Genomic DNA, 25,364 nt, shown 5'->3' with positions numbered 1-25,364 from the left:
GAACCAGTCCGTATACCGGGAGCAAATTTCACGACTCGCCTGTATCAACAATACGTATACGGGTACACGCCTTGGCAATCATTTTCGGTATCGGTTGTTCCCTTGTAATCGGCGACATCTTGACAACGCAGTCTTCTTGATAAATCTTGCCGTCGATCACCACCACGGATGTAGTCCATGTACCGTCTTCGTTTAAAACCACGGTTATTTTTCCGCCCATTTCATAAGGGTCAGGACTTATCGCAGCCGGCTCTGCCGCATACGCCGCCGGAACAAAAAGAAGAAATACCACTATAAGTCTGGATATCCCCACCACCACCTCCGAGCTTTTCGATTAACCATTCGGGCCCTGGAGATGGGCCGCCCTGGACACTAAAAAGCGCGTGCAATCTGACAGCGAGGCTTACAAAAAAAAATAGGAGCACTCCTAAAAGCGCTGTAGCGGTCTAACAAAACCGGATGTTCATATTTCTTTGACTAAATTTTCACAGCGCTTCTGAGAACCTGAAGCTATCCCTACGTGTGATAGACCTTGCCCGCCTAGCAGCGGGCTTTCTTTTGCCCGCAAATTCCCGCCCACCTGGGCAAGGCCATCCTGCTGCAACCGGCTACCCGAGAGAATGATCGCCCATCTTCGGTTCGACTGAAGCATCCTCAGGACACCCGCTTCTTCCATGCTTCGTATCGGGCAAGCAACGGCTGAACGCTCAACCCGTGCAGCAGAATGCTCAACGCCACCACCGACAACACCAGGTTGGTACTCAGTACCGCGTAGCCTGGGAGCAGCCCATGGTTCAGGGCGTAGAACAGGTAGTAGAAACTGCCGATACCGCGGATGCCAAACCATCCAAGCAGCCCACGTTGCCGAATATCCACCAGCCCCCGAATGGGGAACAGGGCAATGCTGAAGGGACGAATCAGCAAGAACAACGCACCGGCGACCAGTAACGCCCGCCAGTCCCAATGTTCTATCAGCACCACCCCGAGCAAGGTCACGAGAAACACCTCCATCGCCCGCTCGATCAGGCTTCCGAAGGCCAGCATGTCCCCCAGCATGATCCCCGCTGCAACCTGAGAATCGTCCAGCCCTTTCACATCACCTGTCACGGCCAACTCCGGTGCGACATGTTGGTGGCCCACTACAGGCTGCACCAGGTGTTCAGCGGCCGGCTGTTCCGGGTTGCTGGACGTATGAACCTCCGCCTGGCGCAAGCCCAGCCCGGCAGCAAACACCGCGAGAAACCCGTAGGCCTGAATCGATTCGGCGAGCACATAGGCCAGCGCGATCAGGGCCAGTGCCAGGTAATCGTTGGGCGAGACGGTACTGTCGTCATTGCGCAGTCGCAGGAACAGCGTAAGTTTGCCCAGCCCGCGCCCCATCCAGTAGCCCAGAAGCAGGCCAGCAGTGACGGCCCATAGCATGTCCTTCATCACCCAGTCAGCAAGCCAGGCCTGCCCGCTGTTCTGTTGCAGGAACAACCCAAGGATGACAAAGGGAAAGGCCACTCCATCGTTCAGGCCCGCTTCGCCGGACAAGCTGAAACGGACAGGATCTTCGTCCTGGGCGTCGGCCACCTGCACCAGTGTTGCAAGCACTGGGTCTGTGGGTGCGAGGATCGCCCCGATCAGCACCGAAACACCCCACTCAAGGTGCAAGCCGTAATGCAGCACCAGCGCCACGCCACCGATGCAGAGCATCATCACAGGCCCTGCCAGGTAAAACGCGGCCAACCATCGGCGGTCGTACAACGGCAGGCGCAATTTCAAGCCGCTGAAGAACAGCGAAAACAGCACCGCGACCTCGGTCAGGTGCTCCATCCACTCACTGGACCTGCTGACATCCAGATGAAGAAAGCCCAGCCCCGCTCCTCCCAGCCCGATGCCCAGGGCAAGGCACACCACAGAGGATGTCACCGGCATCCAGCGTAGATAGGAGGATGAGAGCGCGAGCAGCAGCAAGACCATGCCCAGCATGGCGAACCAGACGATGAAGGTCATCTGCGCAGGTGCCCTGGTAGAGTTGTCGATCAGCTTTCGACTTTCCGTGACGCCGCGTCGTTCCACCGTGATAACCGAACACGGCGTGCGCCGAAACAGTCAGGCACCCTTCACGTCACCTGATCGAGTGCCCGGCGTACCTTGGCAAGCAGTTCGCTGATCTGGAACGGCTTGATCAGCAGGTCCATCCCACTGCCCAGAAACGCCTGGCGGTCCTGGGCCGTCTCGGCGTAACCCGTCATGAACAGTACCGGCAACCCAGGCCGGTAGGCCCGTGCCATATCGGCCAGCTCGCGCCCACCGATGCCCGGCAGGCCGACATCGGTCAACAGCAACTGAATGCCGGCATCTTCATGCAGATGATCAAGTGCCTGCTCGGTGGTTTCGGCCAGGGTGCAGCGGTACCCGGCATCGGCCAGCACTTCGGCCACGGAAAGGCGTACCGAGGCCATGTCCTCGACCACCAGCACATGTTCACCGGCCCCCTGCTGATCGGCTTGCGGCCTGCGCGGCTCGCAGGTTTCCTGCTGGTTGCTGGCAGGCAGCATCAGGATGACTTCAGTGCCCCGCCCCGGCACGCTGTGGATCACCACGTGTCCGCCCGACTGGCGCGCAAAACCGTAGATGGTCGACAGCCCCAGCCCGGTGCCTTGCCCTACCGGTTTGGTGGTGAAAAACGGGTCGAATACCTTTTGCAACAGCTCTGGCGCGATGCCACAGCCATCATCGCGTACCGTCACTGCAACATAAGGGCCGTCCTGCAGGTTGGGGTCGCCGAGTGAGAAGGTCGCCGCCGTGGTCACCCAGATATGCCCGCCTTTACTCAAGGCGTCGCGGGCATTGATCACCAGGTTGAGCACCGCGCTTTCCAGCTGGATCGGGTCCACCAGCGCGATCGTCGGTTCACGGGACAGCGCCAGTTGCAGCATGATCCGCTCACCGATGGTGCGGTTGATCAGTTCTTCCAGCGAGCGCACCCGCTCGTTGATGTCCACCGGGCGCGTGTCCAGAGGCTGCTGCCGTGCGAAGGCGAGCAGCCGGTGGGTCAGCGAGGCGGCGCTCATGGCAGAGCTCAGGGCCGCGTCGGCGTATGCAGGGACTTTTTCGATACGGTGCTCTGCCACCCGTTTGCGAATCAGCTCCAGGCTGGTGATGATGCCGGTCAACAGGTTGTTGAAGTCATGGGCGATGCCGCCTGTCAGGCTGCCCAGGGCATCCATCTTCTGCAGTTGCAGCAGCTGCGCCTCGGTCTGTTCACGCTGGGCCGTTTCCCGCGCCAACTGGGTGTTGGCGTCCTCAAGGCGCGCCAGGTGCGAGCGCTCGCGGTGGCGATGCTCGGTGACGTCTTCGACGAACACCAGGCACAACCCAGGCACCCGGTAGGGCGATAGCTGCCATTCGGTATCCCTGGGCACGCCGCCCACGTGCATGGCCAACGTGCCACGCCAGCGCTGCCCTGCAAGCAGGTGCTGACGCAGCTCGGCGATGGCGGTTTGCTGGTCATCGGCAAAGCAGTCCTGCAGCACCTCGGGGTTGCGATTGTCCTGGGTCAACTGCGCGAAGGCGTGGTTGCATTCGTGCACCTTCAGCCCGGCGTCAAGCACGGCGATCGGGGCTGAAACATTGGTGAAGATTTCCCGAAAACTGGCCTCGCTATCGCGCAAGGCCCGCTCGGTGTCGCGCACCCGTAGCAAGGTACGCAGCGTGGCCACCAGCACATCGGCGTCCACGGGGTGGACCAGGTAGGCGTCGGCGCCTGCGTCGAGCCCGGTAATGATGTCACCCGTCTGGATCGACGCCGCCGACACGTGGATCACCGGCAGCAAGGCGGTCTCGGGCCTGGCACGCAGCAGGCGGACGATATCGAAGCCGCTCATGTCCGGCAGGTTGACGTCCAGGATCAGGGCATCGAAATGCTCGCTACCGATCAAGGCCAGCCCTTCCCCACCGGTGCCTGCCTCCGTCACGGTGTATCCATGCAATGCCAGGCGGCGGCGCAGCGCATAGCGTGTGGCGACGTTGTCGTCGACGATCAGCAGGCGGATGTCAGCGTTCATCAGCGCTCTCCTGGGCCAGCGCCATAGGCAGGATGACAAAGAACGACGACCCGCTGCCGGGCGTACTTTCCACCCCCACCTCGCCGCCCAGCAGCGCCGCGAACCGCTTGCACAGCGACAGCCCCAGCCCCGTGCCACGCAGGCGCTTCTGCAGCGGCGAGTCGATCTGGGCGAAATCTTCGAACAAGCCCCCGAGCAGCTCGGGCGCAATCCCGATACCCGTATCGCTCACGGCAAAACGCACCTGGTCGCTGCCCAACAGCTGCGCCGACACACGCACCTCGCCACGGGTGGTGAATTTCAGGGCGTTGGAAATGAAGTTGCGAAGGATCTGCGCCAGCTTCTTGTCATCGGTGTACATCTTCGGCAGGCCCTGCGGCTCTTCGAAGATCAGGTCCACGCTGCCGGTGTCGACGATCGGACGGAACATGCCGCGCAAAGCCGCGAACAGGTCGAGCATATCGAACCAGGCAGGCGATATGGTAATGCGGCCAGCTTCGATCTTGGCAAGGTCGAGCAGGTCGTCGACCATGTCGCCCAGCTCTCGCGTTGCAGTACTGATGAAAGCCACCTGCAACTGCTGCTCCTTGCTCAACGGCCCGTCCACCTCGTCGGCGAGCAGGCTGGTGATGCTCAGGATCGAACCCAGCGGCGTGCGGAACTCGTGGCTCATGTAGGAAAGGAAGCGGCTTTTCAGGTCCGAGGCCTGGCGCAGTTGCTCAGCCTGGGTGTCCAGTTCGGCATACAGCGCCAGCACCCCCTGGTTGGTGTCCTCCAGTTCGGCACGCAGCGCCTGGTTTTCCGCCTGCAAGCGGGCGATGAGGTCGGCCTGCTCGACGCTGTTGCTGGATGATTCAGCCATGCACGGTCTCCAGGTCGATGACCAACACCGTCACGTCGTCCCGCCCACGGCAGAAATCGCGATGCAACACGGCAGCGATGACCGCCGGGTGGCGGTGAACAAGGCCGGGGTAGGTTTGCAGGCTCCAACGGGACTGCAGGCCGTCACTGAACATGATCAACAGATTTCCCTTCACGTGAGCGTAGTCGAACACCTGGCCCTTGCGGTATTGCCCACCGACGATGCCGGGGTGCGAGGCCAGGCCGCGGGGCCGTTCGGTGCCGACCAGGGTTGCGCCGATATTGCCGATGCCGATAAACGACAGGTGGTCACGCGTACCATCGTACTGGACGATGGCAACCGCACCGCCGCGGGTACCGGCCATGGCATGGTGCAGTTCGCCAAGCAAGTGCTCCGGCGCGCTGAAGGGCGCCAGGGTAAAGGCCTGCACACCCGCCTTGGCGGCACGTTCGGCCTCCTCGCCATGGCCAAGCCCGTCGATCAGCACGGCGCTGATACGCTGTTCGGCCAGCGTTACATGCCAGCTGTCACCGCAGGCCGGGTCATCGTGCAGCGAATGCTGGGTCACGCCGATGCGTATGTCCCTGCCCGTATGGTCCTGCCGGTAGAGGCGCGCCAGCACCACAGCGCCCTTCGCGTCCGCATGCACATCGAATACCTGCGCCAGGCGGCTGACCGCGCCCAGCCCGATGCCTTGGGTGCCGCCGGTGGAATAGCCATCGGTCAGGCAGTTCGCCAGGTCGAACCCTTGTGCACGGTCCACCGCCACCAGTTCCATACCCGGGTGGGCGCCATGCGCAAGCACGCGAAGATGCAGCTCACCACGCTCAGCGTGCTTGAGCACATTGCTGGCAAGCTCAGTGGCGACAATGGCCGCCCGGCCGGCGTCTGCGGCAGTGAAACCAAGCTGCTCGGCCAGCCTCTGGGCAACACGCCGGGCATGCCCGACCTGGCTGGCATCATCAAGGCGCAGCACCTGTGTCAAACTCGCTGCCAGGTTCAGGCCCATCGGGTGATCGTTACGCGGGTGCCTTGCCCGGGGGTGGTGTCCAGTTCGAATTCGTCTACCAGTCGGCGGGCGCCGGTCAACCCCAGGCCAAGCCCGCCGCCTGACGTCCAGCCATCGGTGAGGGCCAGTTTGACGTCGGCGATACCCGGCCCCTCGTCACGAAACACCAGGCGCAGGCCAACCCGACCGGCGTCTTCGATGACCGCCCAGTCCATGTCACCGCCGCCGCCATACACCACCGTGTTACGCGCCAGCTCACTGACCGCCGTCACCAGTTTGGTGAGGTCGACCAACCGCATGCCGCAGTCGCTGGCGATCTTGCGGGCCAGCTGACGGGCCAGCACCACGTCCTGCTCAAGGCGCACCGGCTGGCTGCCACTTTGGCGAATGCTCATGAGTGGCCTACCCGCTGGCGCAACAGGTGCATGCCGCGGTCGACATTCAGTGCAGTGCTTACCCCGGGCAGGGTCAGGCCAAGCTCCACGAGGGTGATGGCCACTGCGGGTTGCATACCGACCAGAACCGTTTCGGCATCCATGATCCGGGAAAGGCCGGAGATACTGGCAATCATGCGGCCGATGAACGAATCGACCATGTCCAGCGCGGAAATATCAATCAGCACGCCGCGGGCCGAGGTGTGGTCGATGCGGTCGGTAAGGTCGTCCTGCAGGCGCAGCGCCAGTTGGTCATGCATGTCGACCTGAATGGTTACCAGCAGGAATTCGCCCATTTGCAGAATGGGAATACGCTCCATCGCCTCACACCTTCTCGCCAGTGCTGGTACCCAGGCGCGAAAGCGCCAGCTTCAAGGCATCCGCAAGGTTGGACTTGGTGGTCAACGTGCCCAGGTCAAGGCCCAGGTGCACGATGGTCTGGGCGATTTGCGGGCGAACACCGCTGATGATGCAATCGGCGCCCATCAGGCGGATGGCCGTCACGGTCTTGAGCAGGTGCTGGGCGACCAGGGTGTCGACAGTAGGCACACCGGTGATATCGATGATGGCAATCTCGGAGCCGGTATCGACAATGCGCTGCAGTAGCGATTCCATCACTGTCTGGCTGCGTTGCGAGTCGAGTGTGCCGATCAACGGCAGGGCCAGTACACCCTCCCAGAGTTTGACCACCGGGGTGGACAGTTCAAGCAGTTCTTCCTGCTGGCGCTTGATGACGGCTTCGCGGTTTTTCTGATAGGTACGGATGGTGTGCAGGCCGAACGCGTCGAGTAATTGGGAGATTTCCCACAGTTGTTCGGCCAACAACGCGGGTTGTTCGCGGTAGTGGGCTTGTAACAGCGTAAAGAGCGGGCCTTTGAGGGCGAAGATGAAATAGGCTGTCTGGTGCGATTCCTGCCCGACCTGCGCACGGCTGGCAGACAGTTTTTCGAGGAAATGACGCGTTTCTTCCCACGCTTCTACGCCAATCTCTGTACCCGCCTCCTTGCGCAGTGCGTCGATCACCAGCTGCAGGAAGTCTCGGGTTTCCTGGCGCAAGTCGTGCTCACGCACATTGCGTGTCGCGCCGTTGGCTTCCAGGGCACTGAGCCACTGCGCCAACAACTGCGGCTGATTACCGACGATTGCTTCCAACGTGCTGTTCTGCAGTGCTGCCATGTGCGGTTCGCTCCTGAAAAAGGCCTGGCCGGCTCATCGATGTTTTTGCCAGCTTCGAAAATGACACCTACCAACGAAAATAGTTGTGGCACTGATCAATAATTGATTGCGCCATCTTCTGTGTCGCTAACTGTAGGCCAAGTTCATGGGCTGCGTGGGATGCACACCGTGTTTCCCACAGGCCCGGAAGGGGCGAGACTGGGCAGCCCTGATACTGCTGAACGCAAAAAAGCGCCAGCTCGCAGGAGCCTGGCGCTTTTCTGTGTTCAGTTGCAGGTAACGTCAGAACTTGAAGTTGGCGGTCAGCTCCGCCGAGCGCCCAGGCGCAACGGTGGCGAACAAGCCGACGTGGGAGGCATCGTAAATGGTCTCGTCCGTCAGGTTGAGCACGTTCAGTTGCAGGTCGAGGTTCTTGCTTACCTTGTAGGCAACCATTGCGTCATAGCGCCAGTAGTCGTCGATGCTGACGGTATTGGCGTCGTTCATGTAGCGCTGGTCCATGTAGTTGGCACCGCCACCCACACGCCAGCGGTCGTCGATGTCGTAGGAGGTCCACAGGCTGAAGCTGTTAGGGGCGATGAACTTGGAGCGATTGCCGTCATTGCTGCCATCGCCACCGGCTTTCACCACCTCGGCATCCAGGTAGGTGTAGCCCGCCCAGACCGCCCAGGCATCGGTGATACGCCCGGTGGCGCCCAGTTCGATACCGGTGACACGCTGGTCGCCGTCGAGCACCACCAGGCCGGTGACCGGGTCGCTGACGCGGGCGTTGGTCTTTTCAGTGCGGAACACCGCTGCAGTAAGCGACAACTGCTGGTTGAACACGTCCCACTTGGTGCCCAGCTCCAGGCTGCGCGACTTTTCCGGGTCCAGGTCGGCCTTGTTGCCGTTGAGGTTGCCGGCACCGGCACCGTCGGCACCGCCAGACTGGGTGTTCTCGCCGGACGGGTTCGACGAAGTGCCATAGGAAAGGTAGATACTCCCGTTGGGCAACGGCTTGAAGACGATGCCCAGCTGGTAGTTCCACAGTTCGCTGGACGACTCGCCGCCGCCCGCCACGCGGTTTTTCACCTGGTAGTCGTCGTAGCGCAAGCCAAGGTTCAGGTCCCATTGTTCATGCAGCGTCAAGGTATCGAACGCGTACAGCGACTTCACCTCGGTCTGGTACTTGCCGGTGACCTGACCGGTGCCGGGCAGCAGGGTCCAGCCACCGTCGTGCGGGTTGGGGTCGTACAGGTCCCCCGGGCGACCGTTGTTGCCGGCATGCTTGTCTTTTTCGGTGATGGTCTCACGGCTGAGTTCCAGGCCGGCCGAATAGCGGTGTTTGATATCTCCGGTGTGGAAGGTGCCGAACAGGTCGGTCTGGTTGATGACCGAGGTGTTGACCACGTTGCGTGGGCGGAACCCGCGCCCCACCAAACCGTTCTGCTCCTGTTCGACGTTGGCAAACACTGGGCGGCTCATCACGTAGTTCTGCATGGTGCGCCCCCCGCGCAGGGTATTGCGCAAGGTCAGCTCCTGGGTGAAATCATGCTCGACCATCAAGGTGGCGAGGTCTGCCGAAGTCTTGCGGAAATCCCGGTCGACCAAACCATAGAAGTTGTCGCGGTCGACATCCACCGGCTTGTTGTGGATCAGCGAAATCGGGTGGCCCTGATCGGGAATATCGTCAGTCTGCAGGTGGTAATAGCCGGCGGTCACCCGTGTAGGCCCCTGCAGACCCCAGGTAATGGTAGGTGCAATGCCCCAGCGCTTGACCTCGACATCATCACGGCCGGGGGTATCGGCTTCATGCTTCATGGCGTTCAGGCGCAACGCCAGGTCCTCCTCGGGCAGGTACTGATTGATGTCGAGGGTGTTGCGCCGCAACTGGTCGGTCCCCAGGGTGACGCTGCCGGCGATGAAATCTTCGGCCTTGGCTGCTTTGCTCACCAGGTTGATGGAGCCGCCGGTCGACCCCCTGCCGCTATACGCCGAACCCGGCCCCTTGACGATCTCGACCGATTCGACGTTGAAGGCCTCGTGGGAGATACGCCCAAGGTCACGCACGCCGTCGATCATTATGTCGGTACTGGCTTCGAAGCCACGGATGAACGGCCGGTCACCCAGCGGGGTACCGCCCTCACCTGCTCCCAAGGTGATCCCGGGCGTGGTACGTAGTACATCGGTCAGCGAGGTAGCGCCGCGTTCCTTGATCAAGGTTTCATTGATGATGGTGATCGACTTGGGCACTTCGCGCAAAGGGGCGGTGAACTTGGGCGAGGACATTTCATCCACTTTGAAAGTGTCGGCCTGATGCGTGCCTTTGACGTTGGTCGCATCCAGTTCGAGGATGGACGTTGCCTTGGTTTCACTGGACCCAGATGTCTCGGCCAGGCTCGTAGCCGAATATGAAGCCAGTGCCAGGCCAAGCGCCGTGCAGAGATGAGCGGATTCCACACGTCGAGTCGAGTCGAAACTGGCTGCCATTTGATTGCCATCCTGAAGAAAATGATGCGCAATCCTATTTAGGAATAATTATTGGCCAAAGTGGATTTACAAAACTTACGCCGAGTAACACAAGATTTCTAAAAGCATATAAATCAATTAAATGTTACATATATTTAGTTACAACTACCCACAGTACCGACAACCCTCATACACCCTCCCAGTAGGCGGTTTGGAATAGAGCGCCCGGGCATGCAGCCCGCAGAAAACACACCCTCAGTGCGTGCACCATAGCCCTCCTGCCAGTCGAACGCCCAAGGCACGAAGCGATTTGTGCTGGAAACCATTTATTCGCAATTCATTCTCATTTACACTCGCCCCCGCTGTCTCCAAAGCCAAGCTCCTTTCCTGGGTGCATCGTGTCGTTCGATCCCGCCAAACCCACCTTGCTGTGCGCATTGGTTCGTCACTACGACGAGCTGGTGGACTACGTACGCCGTCGCTTCGGTGACAGGGGCGCGGCGCGCGATGTGGTGCACGATGTGTGTTTGCAGCTGCTGGAGCGCACAGAGAAGGAAGACGTTCGCACTCCCCTCGCCCTTTTACGGAAAATCTCACACGACACGGCAGTGACGCGCTTTCGTAGCGAGCACCGCCGAGCCAGCTGGCTGCAGCCGGTCTCGGAACTCCCTGAAGTGGCCTGCGCGGCAGCCACACCCACGGCCAGGTATGATGCCGAGCAAGAGTTTCAACTGCTCGTAGACGCCATCGCGTCTCTTCCACCCCGCTGCCAGGCCGTTTTTGTCATGCACAAAATTCACGAAATCCCCCAGGCTGAAGTCGCCCAGCGCCTTGGCATATCCGTCAAGACAGTGGAAAAGCATCTGCGTCTGGGGCTGGCAGCTTGCAGAGCACTGCTTGGCCGTTAGGAAGCTCATTCATGACACGCCCCTCCCGTCACGAAACCGGGCAACCTCCGTTGCACGATGCCCTGGAGCGACATCGTGAAGCGTTGAAGCAGCGCTTTCCCCTGGCCCCCAAACCGAAGCCGCGCAAACCGGCAAGCGCAGTTGGCACAGCGCTGCTGGTTGCCCTGTCCATTGGCGCCTTGGCCTGGCTGAATCCGGCCTACAAGACAGAAAGCTTCGCAACCGCCATTGGTGAAAAACGCGCCGTGGTACTGGGCGATGGCAGCGAGCTTCTACTGGACAGTGGGAGCCAGGTCATTGTCAGCTGGCATTTGCGCAGCCGTAATGTCGACTTGGGTACCGGGCAAGTGCTGTTCGATGTGTCTTCAGCGGTGTACCGCCCCTTCGTGGTAACCGCAGGCTCCACCCACGTTCAGGTGCTGGGCACGCTGTTCAATGTGCGTCGGCTGGACAATGACGACGTTCGTGTGACGTTGGCCCGTGGCCGGATCGAAGTCGTCGAACAAACCGCACCGGATGCGGCGCTCGTTCTGATGCCGGGGCAGCAGGTCGACTCGGTTGACGGGCATCTCATGCCGGTAGCAAAGGTGGAGGCCAGCAAGGCGATGGCCTGGAAAGATGATCGTTTAATGTTCGAAAAGACCCCGCTGGACGAGGCAGTCGCGCTTTTGCGCCTTTATCGCAAAGCGCCCATCCACTTGAGTGACCCAAGCCTTGCCGGCGTGACTGTGACGGGCGTTTTCGACGCGCACAATGTCGACCGGCTGCTCGACCTGCTGCCGAGCATCCTGCCGGTTTCCGTGATACGCCAGGAGGACAGCAGCGTCCAGATTCAACGTAGAACGACAAAAAAATAAAGTCGGATGCAGGTAGGGTTTTTCAGTTCCCGTGGCGGCTATCCAGGAAAAGCCAACCTACAAAGGAAATTGAAACGTGCATTCTCTCCTTCGCAGCAGCCCTCTACGTCTGCCATTGCTTGCCAGCAGCCTGCTGATTGCAGTGTCGGCTCAAGGCGAGGAAAAGCTCAACCTGGACCTGCCCGCCGCCCCGCTCGACCAGACCATCAGCGCTCTGGCGCACCAGTCATCGGTACAGATCATCTACGCAGGTGACCTCGGTGCAGGCCGGGAAGCCGCAGCACTGAAAGGCCGTTTTACACCAGAAGAAGCACTCAAAAAGCTGCTCAAAGGCAGCGGCCTGCAAGTGCAGGCCAAGGACGCGCACACTTTCATCATCGTCCCGTCCACCACTGCCCAGGGTCCCGCTGCGCCCGTTTCCCAAACCAGCAGCGAGCCTGTGGAAATGGCGCAGATGGAAATCACGGCTTCACGCACCAGCAGCGACCTCGTCTCCGCGACGCGGCAGTCCACGGTCATTGATCACGAACAACTGGAAGAACTTCGCCAGGGCTCAGAGAGCCTGGCCACCGTGCTGGCAAAGGCCATCCCTGGGATGTCCGATTCAAGCCGCACCATCACCGAGTACGGTCAAACCTTGCGCGGGCGCAGTCTGTTGGTGATGGTCGACGGTGTGCCCCTCAATACCAATCGCGACTCATCGCGCAACCTGGCCAACATCGACCCGGCGTTGATCGAACGTGTCGAAGTCATACGCGGCAGCAGCGCTATTTATGGCAGCGGCGCCACTGGCGGTATCATTTCCATCACCACCCGGCCTGCCGGCGGCGAAAACCGTGCGCAAACCAGCCTGACGGCAACATCACCGCTTACCCGCTTGGGTGGTGACGGGATGGGCGGCCAGTTTCAGCAGTACTTCGCAGGCTCCCAGGGTGCGGTGGATTACTCATTCGATTTTGGCACCCGTCACATCGGGGCTTCGTACGATGCCCATGGCGATCGTATTGCACCAGAGCCAAGCCAGGGGGACCTGTTCGATTCGAACACCTACAACATTGGCGGCAAACTCGGGCTGCGTATCGACGAAAACCAGCGTATCCAGCTTGCGCTCAGCCACTATGACGCCCGCCAGGACACGGACTATGCAACCGACCCTGGTGTGGCCAAACTCCCCGCAGGCTCGGTGCCAGCCAACGCGATCAAGGGCCTGGACCTGGACGAGCAGAACCGCATCCGCAACACGCTGGTGAACCTGGAATACGAGCACCTCGATATCCTGGGCAGCAGGCTCTCTGCCCAGGTGTATTACCGCGACTACTTCACCCGTTTTACGCCATTCGATGCGCGCGCCGTTGCAACACGGGGCGGCAACGTGGACCAGATCATGCAAAACAGCGAAGTGTTCGGCAGCCGCCTGACCCTGCGTACCCCGCTTGGCAGCAGCGGCAATACCGAACTGGTCTGGGGTGGCGATTACAACCAGGAACGCAGCGATATGCCGCTGGACGTCTTCGATCCGGCGCCCTACGACGCCAGTGGTGGCCTGGTCTTCGACAAGACCGGCAGGCTCACCTACATGCCACCACTCAAGACGCGTAGCGCGGGTGCATTTGCGCAGCTGCAGCACCGCTTCGATGAGCACTGGTCGATCGACGGCGGGTTACGTTACGAGTATTCCACTGCCGAGTTCGATGACTTCGTGCCGCTGTCCGAATCGAAGGCAGCCTCCCCTGTGGCCGTGAAGGGCGGCGACATCAACTACGACGCGGTGCTGTCAAACCTTGGCATTGTCTACTCACCGGTCGCCGGCCAGGAAGTCTACGCATCGTTCAGCCAGGGGTTCCAGTTGCCTGATGTGGGCATTCAACTGCGAAATGCACGACGTGGCTTTGATCTGGGCGCCTCGAACCTGGAGCCGGTCAAAACCAACAACTACGAGCTTGGCTGGCGAGGCGCGCTGGGCGGCAACACGTTGGGCACCTTGGCCCTGTTCTACACCACCTCCAAGCTGGGTGACGTTCAAAGCTTCAATAACGGCTTGATCCTTACCCGCACCAAAGAGCGGGTCTACGGCGTTGAAGCCAGCGCGGACTGGCTTGCAGACGATGAGGTGTGGGGGGCCGGTGGCAGCGCCACCTGGATGCAGGGGCGGGAGAAGCCGGACGGCAAGGGCTGGCAAGACATGACGGGGTATCGCGTGCCGCCGTTGAAATTGACCGCATACGTGCAGTACAAGCCGACCTTGGACTGGAGCAACCGGCTGCAGGCAACGTTCTTTGACGCCAAGGATTATCGACTCGATGGCATCGACAGCTTTGGTCGTCATCAGGTCAGCACGTATACGACAGTGGACCTGGTCAGCCAGTACCGCGTCACCCCGGATGATCTGGTGAGCGTTGGCATCCAGAACCTGTTCAACCGTGACTACTATCCGCTCTACAGCCAGCTGCTACGCAATAACAACAACACCAGCCATCTGCCCGCCCCGGGCACCGTGCTGACCGCCACCTATTCGCATACGTGGTGAAATGCCCCTGACCACCGACCCCACAGCAGGCCCGGTGGTCAGGGCCATCAGGCTTGATCAATGGGGCTTCGCCCAGATCTGCCAAACGGCACAGCTAGTGACGTGGTTTCTCAGACCCGCAGCAGCCTGGACCGGTAGTGCTTACTCGACAGAGCTTTCAGCTCTCCACTGTGGTCACACGCTATAGATCACTGGAGAACAGTCATGAAATTCGCGCAATTCTGCCAATGGCTCGCCAAGCACGCCGGTAAACCGAGCACCTTCCTCATCGCTGTAGTGCTGATCGCCATGTGGGCTGCATCCGGCCCCTGGTTTCACTACAACGACACCTGGCAGCTCATCGTCAACACGTCGACGACCATCATCACCTTCCTGATGGTTTTTCTGATCCAGAACACCCAGAACCGGGACAACGACATGATCCACGTGAAGCTCGACGAACTCATCCGCGCTACAAAATCTGCGGAGCAGTCGGTGCTGGACCTTGAAGCACTCGACAGCCGCCAGATCCATCAGCTTCGCAAGGCGTATGAGGCGATGGGCAGCCGCTGTGAAACGGCCGCACAGCCGCTTGTTGAGGAGGATGGGGGCTCTGCCGCCCGGGATAACCTGCAGCGCTAGCGTGGTGTGGCACGTCGAAGCGCTTTAATCACGCTTCCACTCGTCAACCCTGCTGAACCCTGTCGCCACTGTGCGGGTCGCTAATGAAGAGTGCACGAACGTAAGGGAGCCCTCGTGAGCGAATTCTGCATTGGCATTTCCGGTTGGCGCCATGGCCCATCGCGCAACAAGCCCTACCCCAACGGGCTGGGGGCGCAGCCATGAACGGGACCCTGCCCACCCCCAACTGCATGATCGACAAAGTCACCGCCGTGCACCGCCTGACGGTGCTCACACTCAACGTTCACAAAGGCTTCACGCCGCTCAACCGCCGTTTCATCCTGCCGGAGCTGCGTGAGGCAGTGCGCGCCACCGGCGCCGATCTGGTGTTCCTGCAAGAGGTACATGGCAGCCACCAACACCATGCCGAGCGCCACTCTGCCTGGCCGCAAACCCCGCAATACGAGTTTCTCGCCGACAGCATGTGGCCGCAGTTTGCCTACGGGCGCAATGCGGCCTACCCCCATGGCGACCATGGCAACGCGCTGCTGTCCAAATTCCCGATCCGCGCCTACGACAACCTGGACGTTTCGGTCCATGGCGACGAGGAACGCGGCCTGCTGCACTGCCAGCTCGAAGTGCCGGGCCATGAACAGGTTCATGCGATCTGCGTACACCTGGGCCTGCGCGAAAACCATCGCCAGCGTCAGGTCGGCCTGCTCATGGCGTTGCTAGAGTGCCTGCCGCCGGAGGAGCCGGTTATCGTCGCCGGCGACTTCAACGACTGGCGCTTAAAAGCCGATGCGCGGCTTTCGGGGCACCTGGTCGAAGCCTTCGGCAAACCGGCGCGCAGCTTTCCGGCCCGCCTGCCGCTGCTGCGCCTGGACCGCATCTACCTGCGTAATGCGCAAACCTGCAACGCGCAGGTGTTGTCCAGCTACCCCTGGTCGCACCTCTCCGACCATGCCCCGCTGGTAGCCGAGGTGACGTTATGAAGCAGCCCTGGAGCGACGGCAACCACGTCGAACTGCTGATCAATGGCGAGCAGTACTATCCCCGCGTGTTCGAGGCCATGGCCCAGGCTCGCGAAGAAATCCTTCTGGAAACCTTCATCATCTTCGACGACAAGGTCGGCCAGGCCTTGCGCCAGTCACTGATCGAAGCCGCCCAGCGTGGCGTGCGGGTCGAGGTGGCGGTAGACGGCTACGGCACCGCGGATCTGCCCGACGATTTCATTTCGTCCATGACCGCAGCCGGCGTGCGCTTTCATGCGTTCGATCCGCAGCCACGGCTGGCGGGCATGCGCACCAACCTGTTCCGCCGCCTGCACCGCAAGATCGTGGTGATCGACGGGCAGCGCGCGTTCATCGGCGGCATCAACTACAGCGCCGACCACCTCGGCGACTTCGGTCCCCAGGCCAAGCAGGATTATGCGGTAGAGGTCGTCGGCCCCGTGGTTGCGCAAGTGCACGCCTCCTCCAGCAGGATGCTTGCACCGGTACTGGAAAGCGTCGGCCGGGTCGAGCCAACCAACGCTGCCGGCCCGGCCAGCGCCGTGCTGGTGGAGCGCGACAACGGTCGCCATCGCAACGATATCGAGGTCTGCTACCTGCAAGCCTTCCGCGGGGCCAGGCAGCGCATCGTCGTCGCCAACGCCTACTTCTTCCCCGGTTATCGCCTGCTGCGCGAACTGCGCAACGCTGCCCGGCGCGGGGTCGAGGTGACCCTGATCCTTCAGGGGCAACCGGACATGCGCTGGGTCCGCGCACTCTCGCGCCTGCTCTACAACTACCTGCTGCGCGACGACGTGCGCATCCACGAGTACTGCAAGCGCCCGCTGCACGGCAAGGTGGCATTGGTGGACGACGACTGGTCCACCGTGGGCTCGAGCAACCTGGACCCGTTGAGCCTGTCGTTCAACCTCGAAGCCAACCTGATCATCCGCGACCGCGCATTCAACCATGGCCTTTACGCCCACTTGAGCGAACTGAGCCAGGAGCATTGCAAGGCCGTGACCCTGGAGCGCGCGGTGCGTGGCTACTGGTGGCGTGCACCCTTGATCTTCCTGGGCTTCCACCTCACGCGTTATTTTCCGCGCATCGCCGGCTGGTTCCCTGCACACCGGCAACACCTGCAGTCGCTGCAAGTAGACAGCGAAATCCCCGTCGACTACCACGAGGGCCAAACCTGATGGCCAATCCACGTTGGAAGACCTGGGGCAAACGCCTTCTGACCGTGCTGTTCCTGATACTCATCCCGGTGCTGCTGTTCACCCTGGCGCGCAATCTGGACTGGAACGAAGTGCGCCAGTCGCTGCTGGCCTACCGGCCTTCAACCCTGGCCCTCGGCCTGTTGCTGGCCCTGTGCAGCTACCTGGTGTTCGCCAGCTACGACCTGCTCGCCCGTGCCTACACCGGTCACCGCCTGCCGGCCCGTCAGGTACTGCCAGTGGCATTCGTCTGTTACGCGTTCAACCTCAGTTTCACCACCTGGGTCGGTGGCGTGGCCCTGCGTTACCGCCTATATGGCAGGCTGGGGCTGGATACCGCGACCATCACCCGCATCCTCACCCTGGGCCTGTTGACCAACTGGATGGGCTACCTGCTGCTGGCCGGCACGGTGTTCGCGCTGGGCCTGGTCAAACTGCCGGAAAGCTGGGCGGTCGGTTCCGGCGGCCTGCGCCTGATCGGCATATTGATGGTGGCGGTCGCGGTGGCGTACCTGCTCGCCTGCGCCTTCGCCAAGCGGCGCACGTGGAGCCTGCGCGGCCATGACGTAACCCTGCCGAGCCTGCGCCTGGCGCTGTGCCAAGTAGCGCTGGGCGCAAGCAACTGGGCGCTGATGGCGGCACTGATCCACCTGCTGCTGCCCCCGCAGATGGCGTATCCCTCGGTGCTGGGTGTGTTGCTGATCAGTTGCGTGGCGGGCGTGGTGGCGCATATTCCCGCCGGCCTTGGCGTGCTGGAGACCGTGTTCCTTGCCCTCCTCCACGGCCAGATTGGCCAGGGCAGCCTGATCGCCGCACTGCTGGGCTATCGGACCTTGTATTACCTGATCCCGCTGCTGTTGGCGGTGGTCACCTACCTGATCCTCGAAAAGCGTGCCAAGGCTTTGCGCCAGCAGGCCGGGCTGGCGGCCGACAAACGCTGATGCACGGAGGGTGCCCATGCCGGACACCGGCATGAGCACCCTCCGTGCATCAGTAAAAGCGTTGCTCGTTAATCAAGGCTCTCTGCTGTCGTCTTCAGACGCCACATCATCGGTCCACGGTTCGCCATCCAGCGGCGCGGAGCGAGCCAGTTCGGCTTCGTCCAGGCCAATGCCGCCACCGATCTCGTTGGCCCCTACCTCGCGCAAGGTCTTGTCCGCCGGGCCATCGTCCGTTCCCGGCTCATAGGGATCACGGGCGCCGCTCTCATCGAACAAGGTATCCGGGCTCAAGTCGTCGAGGGTGACATTGTCTTCGTGCAGGCTGTCGCTGAGGGCCTCGCCCCCGGTCATGCCACTTTCAGCAACACGCCGGGGCGGGAATTCCTCGTTTACCTCGCGAGCCGGGCGCTCGTCGCCGATACGGCCCTGGCGCTCATCTCGGCGCTCGCTGAAATCCAGCTCGTGGACTGAGCCCATGCGGTCTTCGGTGTCGTCAATCTCAACCTGCGGTTTTGGGTCATCGGGTGTGGACATGAACGTTCTCCGTCTGTGGGCTTCACTCGGTCGACTCCCACCGGGGGAAAATGATTCAGAGTTTCTTGAACAAAGCCTCCCGCTGGGATTCATCGAATCTTGTAGGTAAAGGTGTTTTTGACATTGGCCACCGCCACCGCCTGCCCGTTCACCACCCGAGGCTGGTAACGGAAACGCTTCGCCGCTGCCAGCGACGGTTTGACGAACAATGGATGGCACTGGCCGACCACCTGCGGGTCGCTGACCTGACCTTGCGGCGTGACCGTGTAGGCGACCGTGCATTCCCCCTCGATATTGCGGTCCAGCGCCCGCTGCGGGTAGTCCGGGGCCTCCTTGGCGATGGGCAGGTATTGCCGGCTGGCCGCCTCAGCTGCCGCACGGGCCTGGGCAGCCGCCTCTCGCGCTTGCTGCTGACGTGCCTGCTCTTGCTGCGCCAGTTGCTGCTCGCGCCGCTCAGCCTCTTCACGTTGCTTGCGTGCCAGCTCCTGTTCCTGGCGCTGCTGTTGATCGCGCTTGTGTTGCAGCTCGCGCTTTTGCTGCTGCACACGCTTGAGTGCCAAAGCGGCCTCATCCACGACCGGTGCCTGGGCTTTTGGCGTCGGCGGCGAAGGTTGCTCGACCACGGGCTCGACCACGGGCGCAGGCGCTGGCACTGGCGGTTCAGGCACCACTACGGGTGCCGGCAAGCTCACCAGTTGGGTATGGATCACTGCCGCGGGTGCCGCTGGAAGCGCTGGCGTATGCGACAGGTTGAACAGCAGGTAGGCCAGCCCCGCATGCAAGGCGCACGCCGCGCCAAACGCCATGCCATGGTCACGCCAGCTGGCAGGGTCAAAAGTCAGGTTGCTCATGGTCACGGCGCCTCGGTGATCAGGCCCAGGCGGCTGACACCACCGCGTTGCAGCTCGGCGATGCCGGCCACCACTGCGGCGTATTCGGTGTTGCGGTCGGCGCGCAGGTACACCTGGGTCTGCGGGTCCTGGGCGACGATGGCTGCAATCTTGTCGCGCATCTGCGCGGTGTCGACGGCGCTGTCGGTCTGGCTGCTGGTGTCGACCTCGCTGCCCAGGTTCCAGTAATAGCTGCCATCGGCCTTCACCGAGAGCGTGACGATTCGCTGCTGGCCGGGTGTCGGCAGCGCCTCGGCGGCCACCTTGGGCAGCTCGATCTGCACCCCCTGTACCAGCATCGGTGCAGTGACCATGAAGATCACCAGCAGTACCAGCATCACATCGATGTACGGCACCACGTTCATTTCGGCCTTCAGGCCATGTTTGCGGACGGGTCTGGCGAGCATCGCGTGTTCCTCCTCAGGCCGCTGCCGCCAGGTTGCTGGCCTGGCCCTGCAAACGCCGTTGCAGGCGGCCTTGCAGTTCGTTGCCGAAGGCGTAGTAGCGGCTGATCAAGGTCTGGCTGCGCGCCGAGTAACGGTTATAGGCCATCACCGCCGGGATCGCCGCGAACAGGCCTATGGCGGTGGCGATCAGCGCTTCGGCAATCCCGGGGGCCACGGTCGACAGGGTCGCCTGCTGCACCTGGGACAAACCCAGGAACGAATTCATAATGCCCCACACGGTACCGAACAGGCCGATGTAGGGGCTGACCGAGCCGACCGTGGCAAGAAACGGCAAGCCCTGCTCCAGGCGCTCTTCCTGCTCGGCGATGGCCACCAGCAAGCTGCGTTCGACGCCTTCGAGCACGCTGTCGGGCTGCTGGCCAGGTTGCAGCTGCTGGAACGCCTGGTAGCCGGAGACGAAAAGCTGCTGCAGCCCGGCATCGACGTGAGGCGGTTGCGCCTTGATGCCCTGATACAGCTGGCCGACCTCGCTTTCGCGGAACTGCCTGAGAAACGCCCGGCTGTGCGCTTCGCTACGGCGCAGGCGGCTGCCACGCTGGATGATCAGGTACCAGCTGAGCAGCGAAGCCAGGGCCAGGCACAGCATGACGGCCTGGACCACCAGGCTGGCTTCGCTGACCAGGCCCCAGACGGTGGTGTGTTCGAGCGGAGTTGGGGTTTGCATGGGGGTGTCCTTTCAATGTGAGCCTTAGTCAAAGGCAATCAGGTTGCGGGGGCATGACAGGCGGCCGTTAATCCAGGCCCAAAGCTTCGGCCACTGCCGCCCACGGCACATACTTGTAGTTCTGGTTGCCTTCGGGCATGCGCTTGCGACCGTCCTGCACGACCAGCAGGCCCTTGGCCCAGGGGCCGCCGAGGTTGGCCGAGGTCACTTCAAGGCCGTCGGTCTCCGAGGCGCCATCGATACCGCGCTGTGCGTCCAGGCTTACCTGGAAGCTGCCGCGCAGCCGGTACGGTGGTTTGGCGTCGACCACCACATAGCTGTCGTTGCCCTGGCTGGAGATCACCAGATAATCGCCAGCCTTGCCGTGGTACAGCGCCAGGCCTTCGATGTCGTCCTTGACCAGCCCGCCCACGCCGATCACCTTGTCCAGACGGGTCGGGCCATCGCCACGAGCGTCCAGGGCCCAGACCGCGACGTCTTCTTCGCCGATGAACAGGCGCTGGTTGCGGTCGTCGGCCACGCAACCTTCCGACTGGGTCGGGGTGCTGAAACTGCGCACCAAGGCGCCGCCTGCCTGTCCGCTACTGCCGTCGAGGCGGTATTGAACAAAGCGGCCATCCTTGTCATTGGCGATGGCGTAGATGGCCGCATCGGCATCCTTGAACAGGCACAAACCGTAGATTTCCTTGAGCTCGGTCGGCACCTGGCCGATGTCGCTCAACTGGCCGCTGGCCGGGTCGATGGCAAACAGGTGCAGGCTGTTGCGGTCCCGGTTGCTGGCCACGGCCAGGTCGACCTGCCGTTCGCCGAGCTGGAAGCCGCTGCGCACGTCGACATTGTTCAGGCGGCCCACACGCAAGTCCTGCAGCTGCTTGCCGTGCAGGTCGTAGGCCAGCAGCCCGCCTTTCTTGTCGGTACCCAGTACCCGACTCAGTTCGGGCTGGCGCGCATTGACCCAGATCGCCGGGTCGTCCGCCGCATCGCCAAGGCTGGGCACGCCGTCGGTCTGCACCTGCGCCTTGACCTGTACCACCGCAGGCGCAATCGGCGCTGGCGTTGGCTTCCAGCCCAGCGTCGCCAGGTGCGTGCCCTGGTCGTCGGCCAGCAACAGTTCCAGGCCCTTGTCGTTCACACGGGCGCTGATCTGTTCCGGCTCTTTCAGCCCTTGCAAGCTCAGTGCGCCATCACGCAGCCATTGCCCGGCGCCGCGCTGGTACAGGTGCAAGGCATTGGCGGCCGGGTCCAGCACCATCAGGCCACCAGGCACCAGGGCCATGCCGGCGGCGGCCTTGGCCAGGCCGCCGAACGGTGCCACCAGGTCCACCGGCTCGCGCACCAGGGGGGCTTCGGCAGCAGCTTCGTAGCGCCACAGGCCGACGTTTTCTTCGTTTACATACAGGCTATGGCTTGCATCATCCGCCTGGCAGAACGCGCTCTGCGGCGGCAGGCTCAGGGCACGCACCTGGCGTGCCTCGGCCAGCGGCTGGCCATGTTCGGCGACCAGCCACTGCTCACCGATGCCCTCCTCGCCAACCAGGAACAGGAAGTCGTTGGCGGCACTGTCGCGGTACAGGCACAGGCCCTCGATGGCATAGCGGGTCCGGGGCAGGTAGCGCGGGGCGCCCCAACCACTTTGTGCATCGAAGCGGGCCAGCAACGCCTGCTGGCGCTTCTTGTCGACGGTGGCAACCAACACGCCGGTGGCATCGGTGCGGTGATCAAGGGTTTCGAAGCGGCCCGGCAACTCGCCAACTACGCGGCCCTGGCGGTCAACCAGCTGCAGCGACTTGGCGGTCAGTTGCAGGCGTTCGGCCTGCTTGAGCGCCGGGGTGGGTGCCAACCACTGGCTGGCCTCGCTGTCGATGACGCTGTGGTCGAGTGTGAGGCTCGGCGCCGCGTTGGCACCGGCGTGGGCCAGGGCAACGTACAGCCCCAGCATGGACAAAGTGAACATACGCATGAGCAGGCAATATCCCTGAAGGGTGCGGTCAGAAGTGGGTGAGCGTCAGGCCGACCTTGTAGGTCGGGCCGTATTCTTCGTACTGGGCGTTGTAGCGACGGTGGCCGCTGTACACGTAATAGGACTCGTCGGTGATGTTCTGCGCCTCGAAGGTCAGCTGCAGCTCGGGGGTCAGGAAGTAACCTGCCTTGAAGTCCACGTGCAGCTGGTCATCGGCATACTGGTCGTGGGCCTTGTCATCGATGGCACCCAGTTCCAGCAGGTAGCCCGACTTGTAGTTGGCGGCCAGGCGCATGTTGAAGCGGTCGTTTTCCCAGCCGACCATGAAGTTGCCCACCGTGTCGGACTGATTGGGCAGGTCGATGCTGCGCTTGCCGGTGGCCCCTTGCAGGGTTGCATCAGACTTGCTGAGGGTGAGGTTGGCGCCCAGCAGCAAGCCGTTCCAGGGTGCCGGCAGCCAGTCGAACTTCTGCGAGTAGGCCAGCTCCAGGCCATACAGCTTGGCGCCCCCGCCGTTCTCGAAGGTGAGCGCTTCGTCGAAGTCCACCCAGTTGCCCGTGCCCGCCAGGTCGGTGCTGTAGATGAAGTGATCGATGTCCTTGTAGAACAGGAACGCCGAGGCGGTGCCGGCGCGGCCCATGTAGTGCTCGATGCCCAGGTCGAAGTTCATCGACTCCAGCGGTTTGAGCTCGGGGTTGCCGAACGACGCATCGTTCTCATCGATGACAAAACCCGGCGCCAGCTGGCCGAAAGTCGGCCGTACCACGGTGTTGGTCCAGGCGGAGCGAATGGCCGTGGCCGGGGACAACTGGTAGCGCGCGTGCAGGCCTGGCAGCCAGTGGTCATAGCGGTTGTTGCTGTTGACGTCCTCGTACACACCGTCGCGCAGGCCAGTACCCTTCGCCTCGAACCGGGTCCCTTCGTAACGCACACCGGCAATCAGGCGCCAGTCGCCGATGTCCAGCGTGTTCATCAGGTACGCCGCGTTGATGTCCTCGCTCATGTCGAAGTCATTGATGCGCGAGGCCTCCTCATCGTAGAAGGCCGCACGGTCCAGGTTGCCGATCAGGCCCTTGATTGCACTGGCGCTGATGCCATTGCCGAAGTTGCCCAGGGCGTAGTCGACATTGCTGCCCTGATAATCGGCAAGGCTGATGTCATCGAACCCGTCATAGGCCCAGGTTTCGGTGTCGCTGGTCTTGTCGCGGCGGCTGAGCTTGCCGCCAAACTTGACCTGCGAGGCGTCGGCAAAATCGTAGTCGCGGGCAAGGTCCAGGCGGATGTTCTTTTCCTGGTCCTTGCCGTCAACCTTCTCCCACTCCACTTCGTCGAGGGTGAACCGGGCCGGGTCGTAGAAGTCGTTGCCCACGCTCAGCCGTGGCTTGCGCGTGCCGTCGAAGCCGACCTCGTCGAAATCGCCGACGAACTTGGCACCGGCAATGCCACCCGGATCGTGCTCGGTGGCCTGGCTGTAGCCGGCCTGGGCACTGAGGGTCCACTGGTCAATGATGCGCTCGCCGCCAAGTACGTAGGACTGGATTTCCTGGGTGTCCTCGCGCGATTTCAGGTCGCGCCAGCCTTCGGCCTCGCCACGCTGGCCGGAACCCTGCGGGTCGGCGAACTCCAGGCCTTGGGCGTTGCGCGTCTCGGTGTCCTTGAACTTGCTGTAGAGGGTGCGCAGGTAGTAGCTGGAGAAGTCATCCGGCTGGTAGTCGAAGTTCAGGCCCAGGCCGGTGCGCTCACGGGTAACCTGGTAGTCGCGGGCTTCGACCTCTTCCAGCCGGGCGCCGTCCTCGAAGTCCCAGTTACCGCCGGTTTCGACGTTGTCCGAGCCAAACTTGCGCTTCTGCCAGCTGAAGGCCGCAGCCACGCCGAAGTTGTTGATGCCGTCACCCAGGCTGAAGCGGTCGCTGACCGCGCCGGAGAATTTCGGGCTGTCGCGGCTGACGTTGGTGTCGTGGCTGGCTTCGCCGGTGAGGGTGTAGAACAGCCCGTCATGGTCGAACGCCGACAGGCTCTCGACTTCAATGGTGCCACCGAGGGAGTTGGCGTCCATGTCCGGGGTCAAGGTCTTGACCACCGACAGCGACTGCACCAGCTCGGCGGGCAGTACATCCAGCGCCACGGCGCGGCGGTCGCCCTCGGGGGCCGGTACCAGGGTGCCGTTGATGGTCACGCTGTTGAGGTCCGGGGCGATACCGCGCACGCTGACGAAGCGGCCCTCGCCCTGGTCGCGCTCCACCGACAGCCCGGGGATGCGCTGCAAGGCTTCGGCGGCATTGTCGTCGGGCAATTGGCCAACCCCATCGGCATGCACCACGCTCTTGATGCTGTCGGCGTTTTTCTGCTCGCGCAGCGCCTTGTCGATGCTCGCCGCCTGGCCGATCACCTCGACCCGCTCGACCGCATCTTCCGCCCAGGCTGGGGCGGTGGTAATGGCAACGGCCAGCAGGCTGACCCGGAATCCGGCGTTGCGGATGTGACGAAACGGCATTGCCACCTTGAAACCCTCGCTTGCAGTGACCCGATGAACCCGGGAATGGCTGCGAAAGCTAGAAAGTGTGTGTGGCACTTGCGTGACAGCGCTGGGCCGGGCGGCTTGAAAACGCGGCTTTCACGCCGTTTTCGGCGCAATTTGAGCTGATATGACCTGAGGCCCGCTGCGTCCCTGGCGACGCCCTGCAAACCTGTGGCGCAGCGGTGGGGCCGGCCTGGCGGCCCTGGGCCGTTGCCGACCACTTGAAATCGCGCTTTTTCCTCACGATCAGCTGAGCCAAATCGACCCCCCGCCCGGTAACAGAACCGTCATCCGCCTTTGTTTCC

At 62.3% G+C, this 25,364-nt stretch carries 22 protein-coding genes; 7 read left to right on the top strand and 15 right to left on the bottom strand.

Features of this window, described 5'->3' with window-relative positions; translation table 11 throughout:
* Positions 1-28 precede the first annotated feature (28 nt).
* From ABOC32_RS15725 to ABOC32_RS15685, 9 genes are all read right to left on the bottom strand, one after another.
* The gene (locus ABOC32_RS15725; RefSeq protein WP_426807863.1) at positions 29-292 is read right to left on the bottom strand and encodes a hypothetical protein; all 264 of its coding nucleotides are present in this window, start codon (positions 290-292) and stop codon (positions 29-31) included.
* A 362-nt stretch (positions 293-654) separates the two neighbouring features.
* On the bottom strand, positions 655-1,998 hold the full coding sequence (locus ABOC32_RS15720; protein WP_426807862.1) for a cation:proton antiporter: 1,344 nt from the start codon (positions 1,996-1,998) through the stop codon (positions 655-657).
* Between the two features lie 110 nt (positions 1,999-2,108).
* The gene (locus ABOC32_RS15715) at positions 2,109-4,055 is read right to left on the bottom strand and encodes a response regulator (RefSeq protein ID WP_426807861.1); all 1,947 of its coding nucleotides are present in this window, start codon (positions 4,053-4,055) and stop codon (positions 2,109-2,111) included.
* Positions 4,045-4,917 carry a sensor histidine kinase gene (locus ABOC32_RS15710; RefSeq protein WP_063425952.1) on the bottom strand — a complete coding sequence of 291 codons (873 nt, stop codon included), beginning with the start codon at positions 4,915-4,917 and terminating at the stop codon, positions 4,045-4,047. Before ABOC32_RS15710 ends, ABOC32_RS15715 begins: the two co-directional genes overlap by 11 nt.
* Positions 4,910-5,926 (bottom strand): ATP-binding protein, encoded by a 1,017-nt coding sequence (locus tag ABOC32_RS15705; RefSeq protein ID WP_426807860.1) that lies wholly within the window; start codon positions 5,924-5,926, stop codon positions 4,910-4,912. The genes ABOC32_RS15710 and ABOC32_RS15705 overlap by 8 nt, the downstream gene beginning before the upstream one ends.
* Positions 5,917-6,321 (bottom strand): anti-sigma regulatory factor, encoded by a 405-nt coding sequence (locus tag ABOC32_RS15700; protein ID WP_086977270.1) that lies wholly within the window; start codon positions 6,319-6,321, stop codon positions 5,917-5,919. The genes ABOC32_RS15705 and ABOC32_RS15700 overlap by 10 nt, the downstream gene beginning before the upstream one ends.
* A complete protein-coding gene (locus ABOC32_RS15695) occupies positions 6,318-6,680 on the bottom strand; it encodes an STAS domain-containing protein (RefSeq protein ID WP_043196515.1) in 363 nt (120 codons plus the stop codon). The genes ABOC32_RS15700 and ABOC32_RS15695 overlap by 4 nt, the downstream gene beginning before the upstream one ends.
* Before the next feature lie 4 nt (positions 6,681-6,684).
* Positions 6,685-7,536 (bottom strand): STAS domain-containing protein, encoded by an 852-nt coding sequence (locus ABOC32_RS15690; protein WP_234225251.1) that lies wholly within the window; start codon positions 7,534-7,536, stop codon positions 6,685-6,687.
* A gap of 282 nt (positions 7,537-7,818) precedes the next feature.
* Positions 7,819-10,005: a TonB-dependent receptor gene (locus ABOC32_RS15685; protein ID WP_426807859.1), complete on the bottom strand. Its 2,187-nt coding sequence runs from the start codon at positions 10,003-10,005 to the stop codon at positions 7,819-7,821.
* Between the two features lie 377 nt (positions 10,006-10,382).
* Here ABOC32_RS15685 and ABOC32_RS15680 point away from each other — a divergent pair, with 377 nt between their 5' ends.
* The 7 genes from ABOC32_RS15680 to ABOC32_RS15650 all read left to right on the top strand — a co-directional run bounded on the left by ABOC32_RS15680 (position 10,383) and on the right by ABOC32_RS15650 (position 18,026).
* Complete coding sequence (locus ABOC32_RS15680; RefSeq protein WP_426807858.1) at positions 10,383-10,892, top strand: RNA polymerase sigma factor; 510 nt, start codon at positions 10,383-10,385, stop codon at positions 10,890-10,892.
* Positions 10,893-10,903: 11 nt separating this feature from the next.
* Positions 10,904-11,749 (top strand): FecR family protein, encoded by an 846-nt coding sequence (locus ABOC32_RS15675; protein ID WP_426807857.1) that lies wholly within the window; start codon positions 10,904-10,906, stop codon positions 11,747-11,749.
* Between the two features lie 76 nt (positions 11,750-11,825).
* Positions 11,826-14,276, top strand: a complete 2,451-nt coding sequence (locus ABOC32_RS15670) for a TonB-dependent siderophore receptor (protein WP_426807856.1) — start codon at positions 11,826-11,828, stop codon at positions 14,274-14,276.
* Positions 14,277-14,480: 204 nt separating this feature from the next.
* The gene (locus ABOC32_RS15665; protein WP_426807855.1) at positions 14,481-14,897 is read left to right on the top strand and encodes a low affinity iron permease family protein; all 417 of its coding nucleotides are present in this window, start codon (positions 14,481-14,483) and stop codon (positions 14,895-14,897) included.
* Between the two features lie 200 nt (positions 14,898-15,097).
* Positions 15,098-15,871 carry an endonuclease/exonuclease/phosphatase family protein gene (locus tag ABOC32_RS15660; RefSeq protein WP_426807854.1) on the top strand — a complete coding sequence of 258 codons (774 nt, stop codon included), beginning with the start codon at positions 15,098-15,100 and terminating at the stop codon, positions 15,869-15,871.
* Complete coding sequence (clsB, locus tag ABOC32_RS15655; RefSeq protein ID WP_426807853.1) at positions 15,868-17,067, top strand: cardiolipin synthase ClsB; 1,200 nt, start codon at positions 15,868-15,870, stop codon at positions 17,065-17,067. Before ABOC32_RS15660 ends, clsB begins: the two co-directional genes overlap by 4 nt.
* Positions 17,067-18,026, top strand: a complete 960-nt coding sequence (locus tag ABOC32_RS15650; RefSeq protein WP_426807852.1) for a lysylphosphatidylglycerol synthase domain-containing protein — start codon at positions 17,067-17,069, stop codon at positions 18,024-18,026. Before clsB ends, ABOC32_RS15650 begins: the two co-directional genes overlap by 1 nt.
* Positions 18,027-18,098: 72 nt before the next feature.
* Here the strand turns inward: ABOC32_RS15650 and ABOC32_RS15645 are convergent, their stop codons facing one another.
* The 6 genes from ABOC32_RS15645 to ABOC32_RS15620 form a co-directional block, all read right to left on the bottom strand.
* Positions 18,099-18,560 (bottom strand): phosphotransferase system, HPr-related protein, encoded by a 462-nt coding sequence (locus ABOC32_RS15645; protein WP_426807851.1) that lies wholly within the window; start codon positions 18,558-18,560, stop codon positions 18,099-18,101.
* Between the two features lie 89 nt (positions 18,561-18,649).
* On the bottom strand, positions 18,650-19,411 hold the full coding sequence (locus ABOC32_RS15640) for an energy transducer TonB (protein WP_426807850.1): 762 nt from the start codon (positions 19,409-19,411) through the stop codon (positions 18,650-18,652).
* A 2-nt stretch (positions 19,412-19,413) separates the two neighbouring features.
* Positions 19,414-19,857, bottom strand: a complete 444-nt coding sequence (gene tolR / locus ABOC32_RS15635; protein WP_426807849.1) for a protein TolR — start codon at positions 19,855-19,857, stop codon at positions 19,414-19,416.
* A gap of 13 nt (positions 19,858-19,870) precedes the next feature.
* Positions 19,871-20,581 carry a protein TolQ gene (gene tolQ / locus ABOC32_RS15630; RefSeq protein ID WP_426807848.1) on the bottom strand — a complete coding sequence of 237 codons (711 nt, stop codon included), beginning with the start codon at positions 20,579-20,581 and terminating at the stop codon, positions 19,871-19,873.
* A gap of 67 nt (positions 20,582-20,648) precedes the next feature.
* The gene (locus tag ABOC32_RS15625) at positions 20,649-22,535 is read right to left on the bottom strand and encodes a phytase (protein WP_426811611.1); all 1,887 of its coding nucleotides are present in this window, start codon (positions 22,533-22,535) and stop codon (positions 20,649-20,651) included.
* Between the two features lie 34 nt (positions 22,536-22,569).
* Positions 22,570-25,035, bottom strand: a complete 2,466-nt coding sequence (locus tag ABOC32_RS15620) for a TonB-dependent receptor (RefSeq protein ID WP_426807847.1) — start codon at positions 25,033-25,035, stop codon at positions 22,570-22,572.
* Positions 25,036-25,364: the final 329 nt, after the last annotated feature.

The organism is Pseudomonas sp. WOUb67 (assembly GCF_050058005.1).
Lineage (GTDB): Bacteria > Pseudomonadota > Gammaproteobacteria > Pseudomonadales > Pseudomonadaceae > Aquipseudomonas > Aquipseudomonas putida_R.
Note: the sequence above shows the minus strand (reverse complement) of the source record. Positions and strands in the feature narration are given on the sequence as shown.

Bases quoted from the DNA above. Each gene is read 5' to 3' on its own strand.
- ABOC32_RS15705 (WP_426807860.1), bottom strand. From the start codon at position 5,926: ATGGGCCTGAACCTGGCAGCGAGTTTGACACAGGTGCTGCGCCTTGAT.
- ABOC32_RS15695 (WP_043196515.1), bottom strand. From the start codon at position 6,680: ATGGAGCGTATTCCCATTCTGCAAATGGGCGAATTCCTGCTGGTAACC.
- ABOC32_RS15640 (WP_426807850.1), bottom strand. From the start codon at position 19,411: ATGAGCAACCTGACTTTTGACCCTGCCAGCTGGCGTGACCATGGCATG.
- ABOC32_RS15720 (WP_426807862.1), bottom strand. From the start codon at position 1,998: ATGACCTTCATCGTCTGGTTCGCCATGCTGGGCATGGTCTTGCTGCTG.
- ABOC32_RS15650 (WP_426807852.1), top strand. From the start codon at position 17,067: ATGGCCAATCCACGTTGGAAGACCTGGGGCAAACGCCTTCTGACCGTG.
- ABOC32_RS15665 (WP_426807855.1), top strand. From the start codon at position 14,481: ATGAAATTCGCGCAATTCTGCCAATGGCTCGCCAAGCACGCCGGTAAA.
- ABOC32_RS15675 (WP_426807857.1), top strand. From the start codon at position 10,904: ATGACACGCCCCTCCCGTCACGAAACCGGGCAACCTCCGTTGCACGAT.
- ABOC32_RS15715 (WP_426807861.1), bottom strand. From the start codon at position 4,055: ATGAACGCTGACATCCGCCTGCTGATCGTCGACGACAACGTCGCCACA.
- clsB (WP_426807853.1), top strand. From the start codon at position 15,868: ATGAAGCAGCCCTGGAGCGACGGCAACCACGTCGAACTGCTGATCAAT.
- ABOC32_RS15690 (WP_234225251.1), bottom strand. From the start codon at position 7,536: ATGGCAGCACTGCAGAACAGCACGTTGGAAGCAATCGTCGGTAATCAG.
- tolR (WP_426807849.1), bottom strand. From the start codon at position 19,857: ATGCTCGCCAGACCCGTCCGCAAACATGGCCTGAAGGCCGAAATGAAC.
- ABOC32_RS15685 (WP_426807859.1), bottom strand. From the start codon at position 10,005: ATGGCAGCCAGTTTCGACTCGACTCGACGTGTGGAATCCGCTCATCTC.
- ABOC32_RS15660 (WP_426807854.1), top strand. From the start codon at position 15,098: ATGAACGGGACCCTGCCCACCCCCAACTGCATGATCGACAAAGTCACC.
- tolQ (WP_426807848.1), bottom strand. From the start codon at position 20,581: ATGCAAACCCCAACTCCGCTCGAACACACCACCGTCTGGGGCCTGGTC.
- ABOC32_RS15625 (WP_426811611.1), bottom strand. From the start codon at position 22,535: ATGTTCACTTTGTCCATGCTGGGGCTGTACGTTGCCCTGGCCCACGCC.
- ABOC32_RS15645 (WP_426807851.1), bottom strand. From the start codon at position 18,560: ATGTCCACACCCGATGACCCAAAACCGCAGGTTGAGATTGACGACACC.
- ABOC32_RS15620 (WP_426807847.1), bottom strand. From the start codon at position 25,035: ATGCCGTTTCGTCACATCCGCAACGCCGGATTCCGGGTCAGCCTGCTG.
- ABOC32_RS15710 (WP_063425952.1), bottom strand. From the start codon at position 4,917: ATGGCTGAATCATCCAGCAACAGCGTCGAGCAGGCCGACCTCATCGCC.
- ABOC32_RS15700 (WP_086977270.1), bottom strand. From the start codon at position 6,321: ATGAGCATTCGCCAAAGTGGCAGCCAGCCGGTGCGCCTTGAGCAGGAC.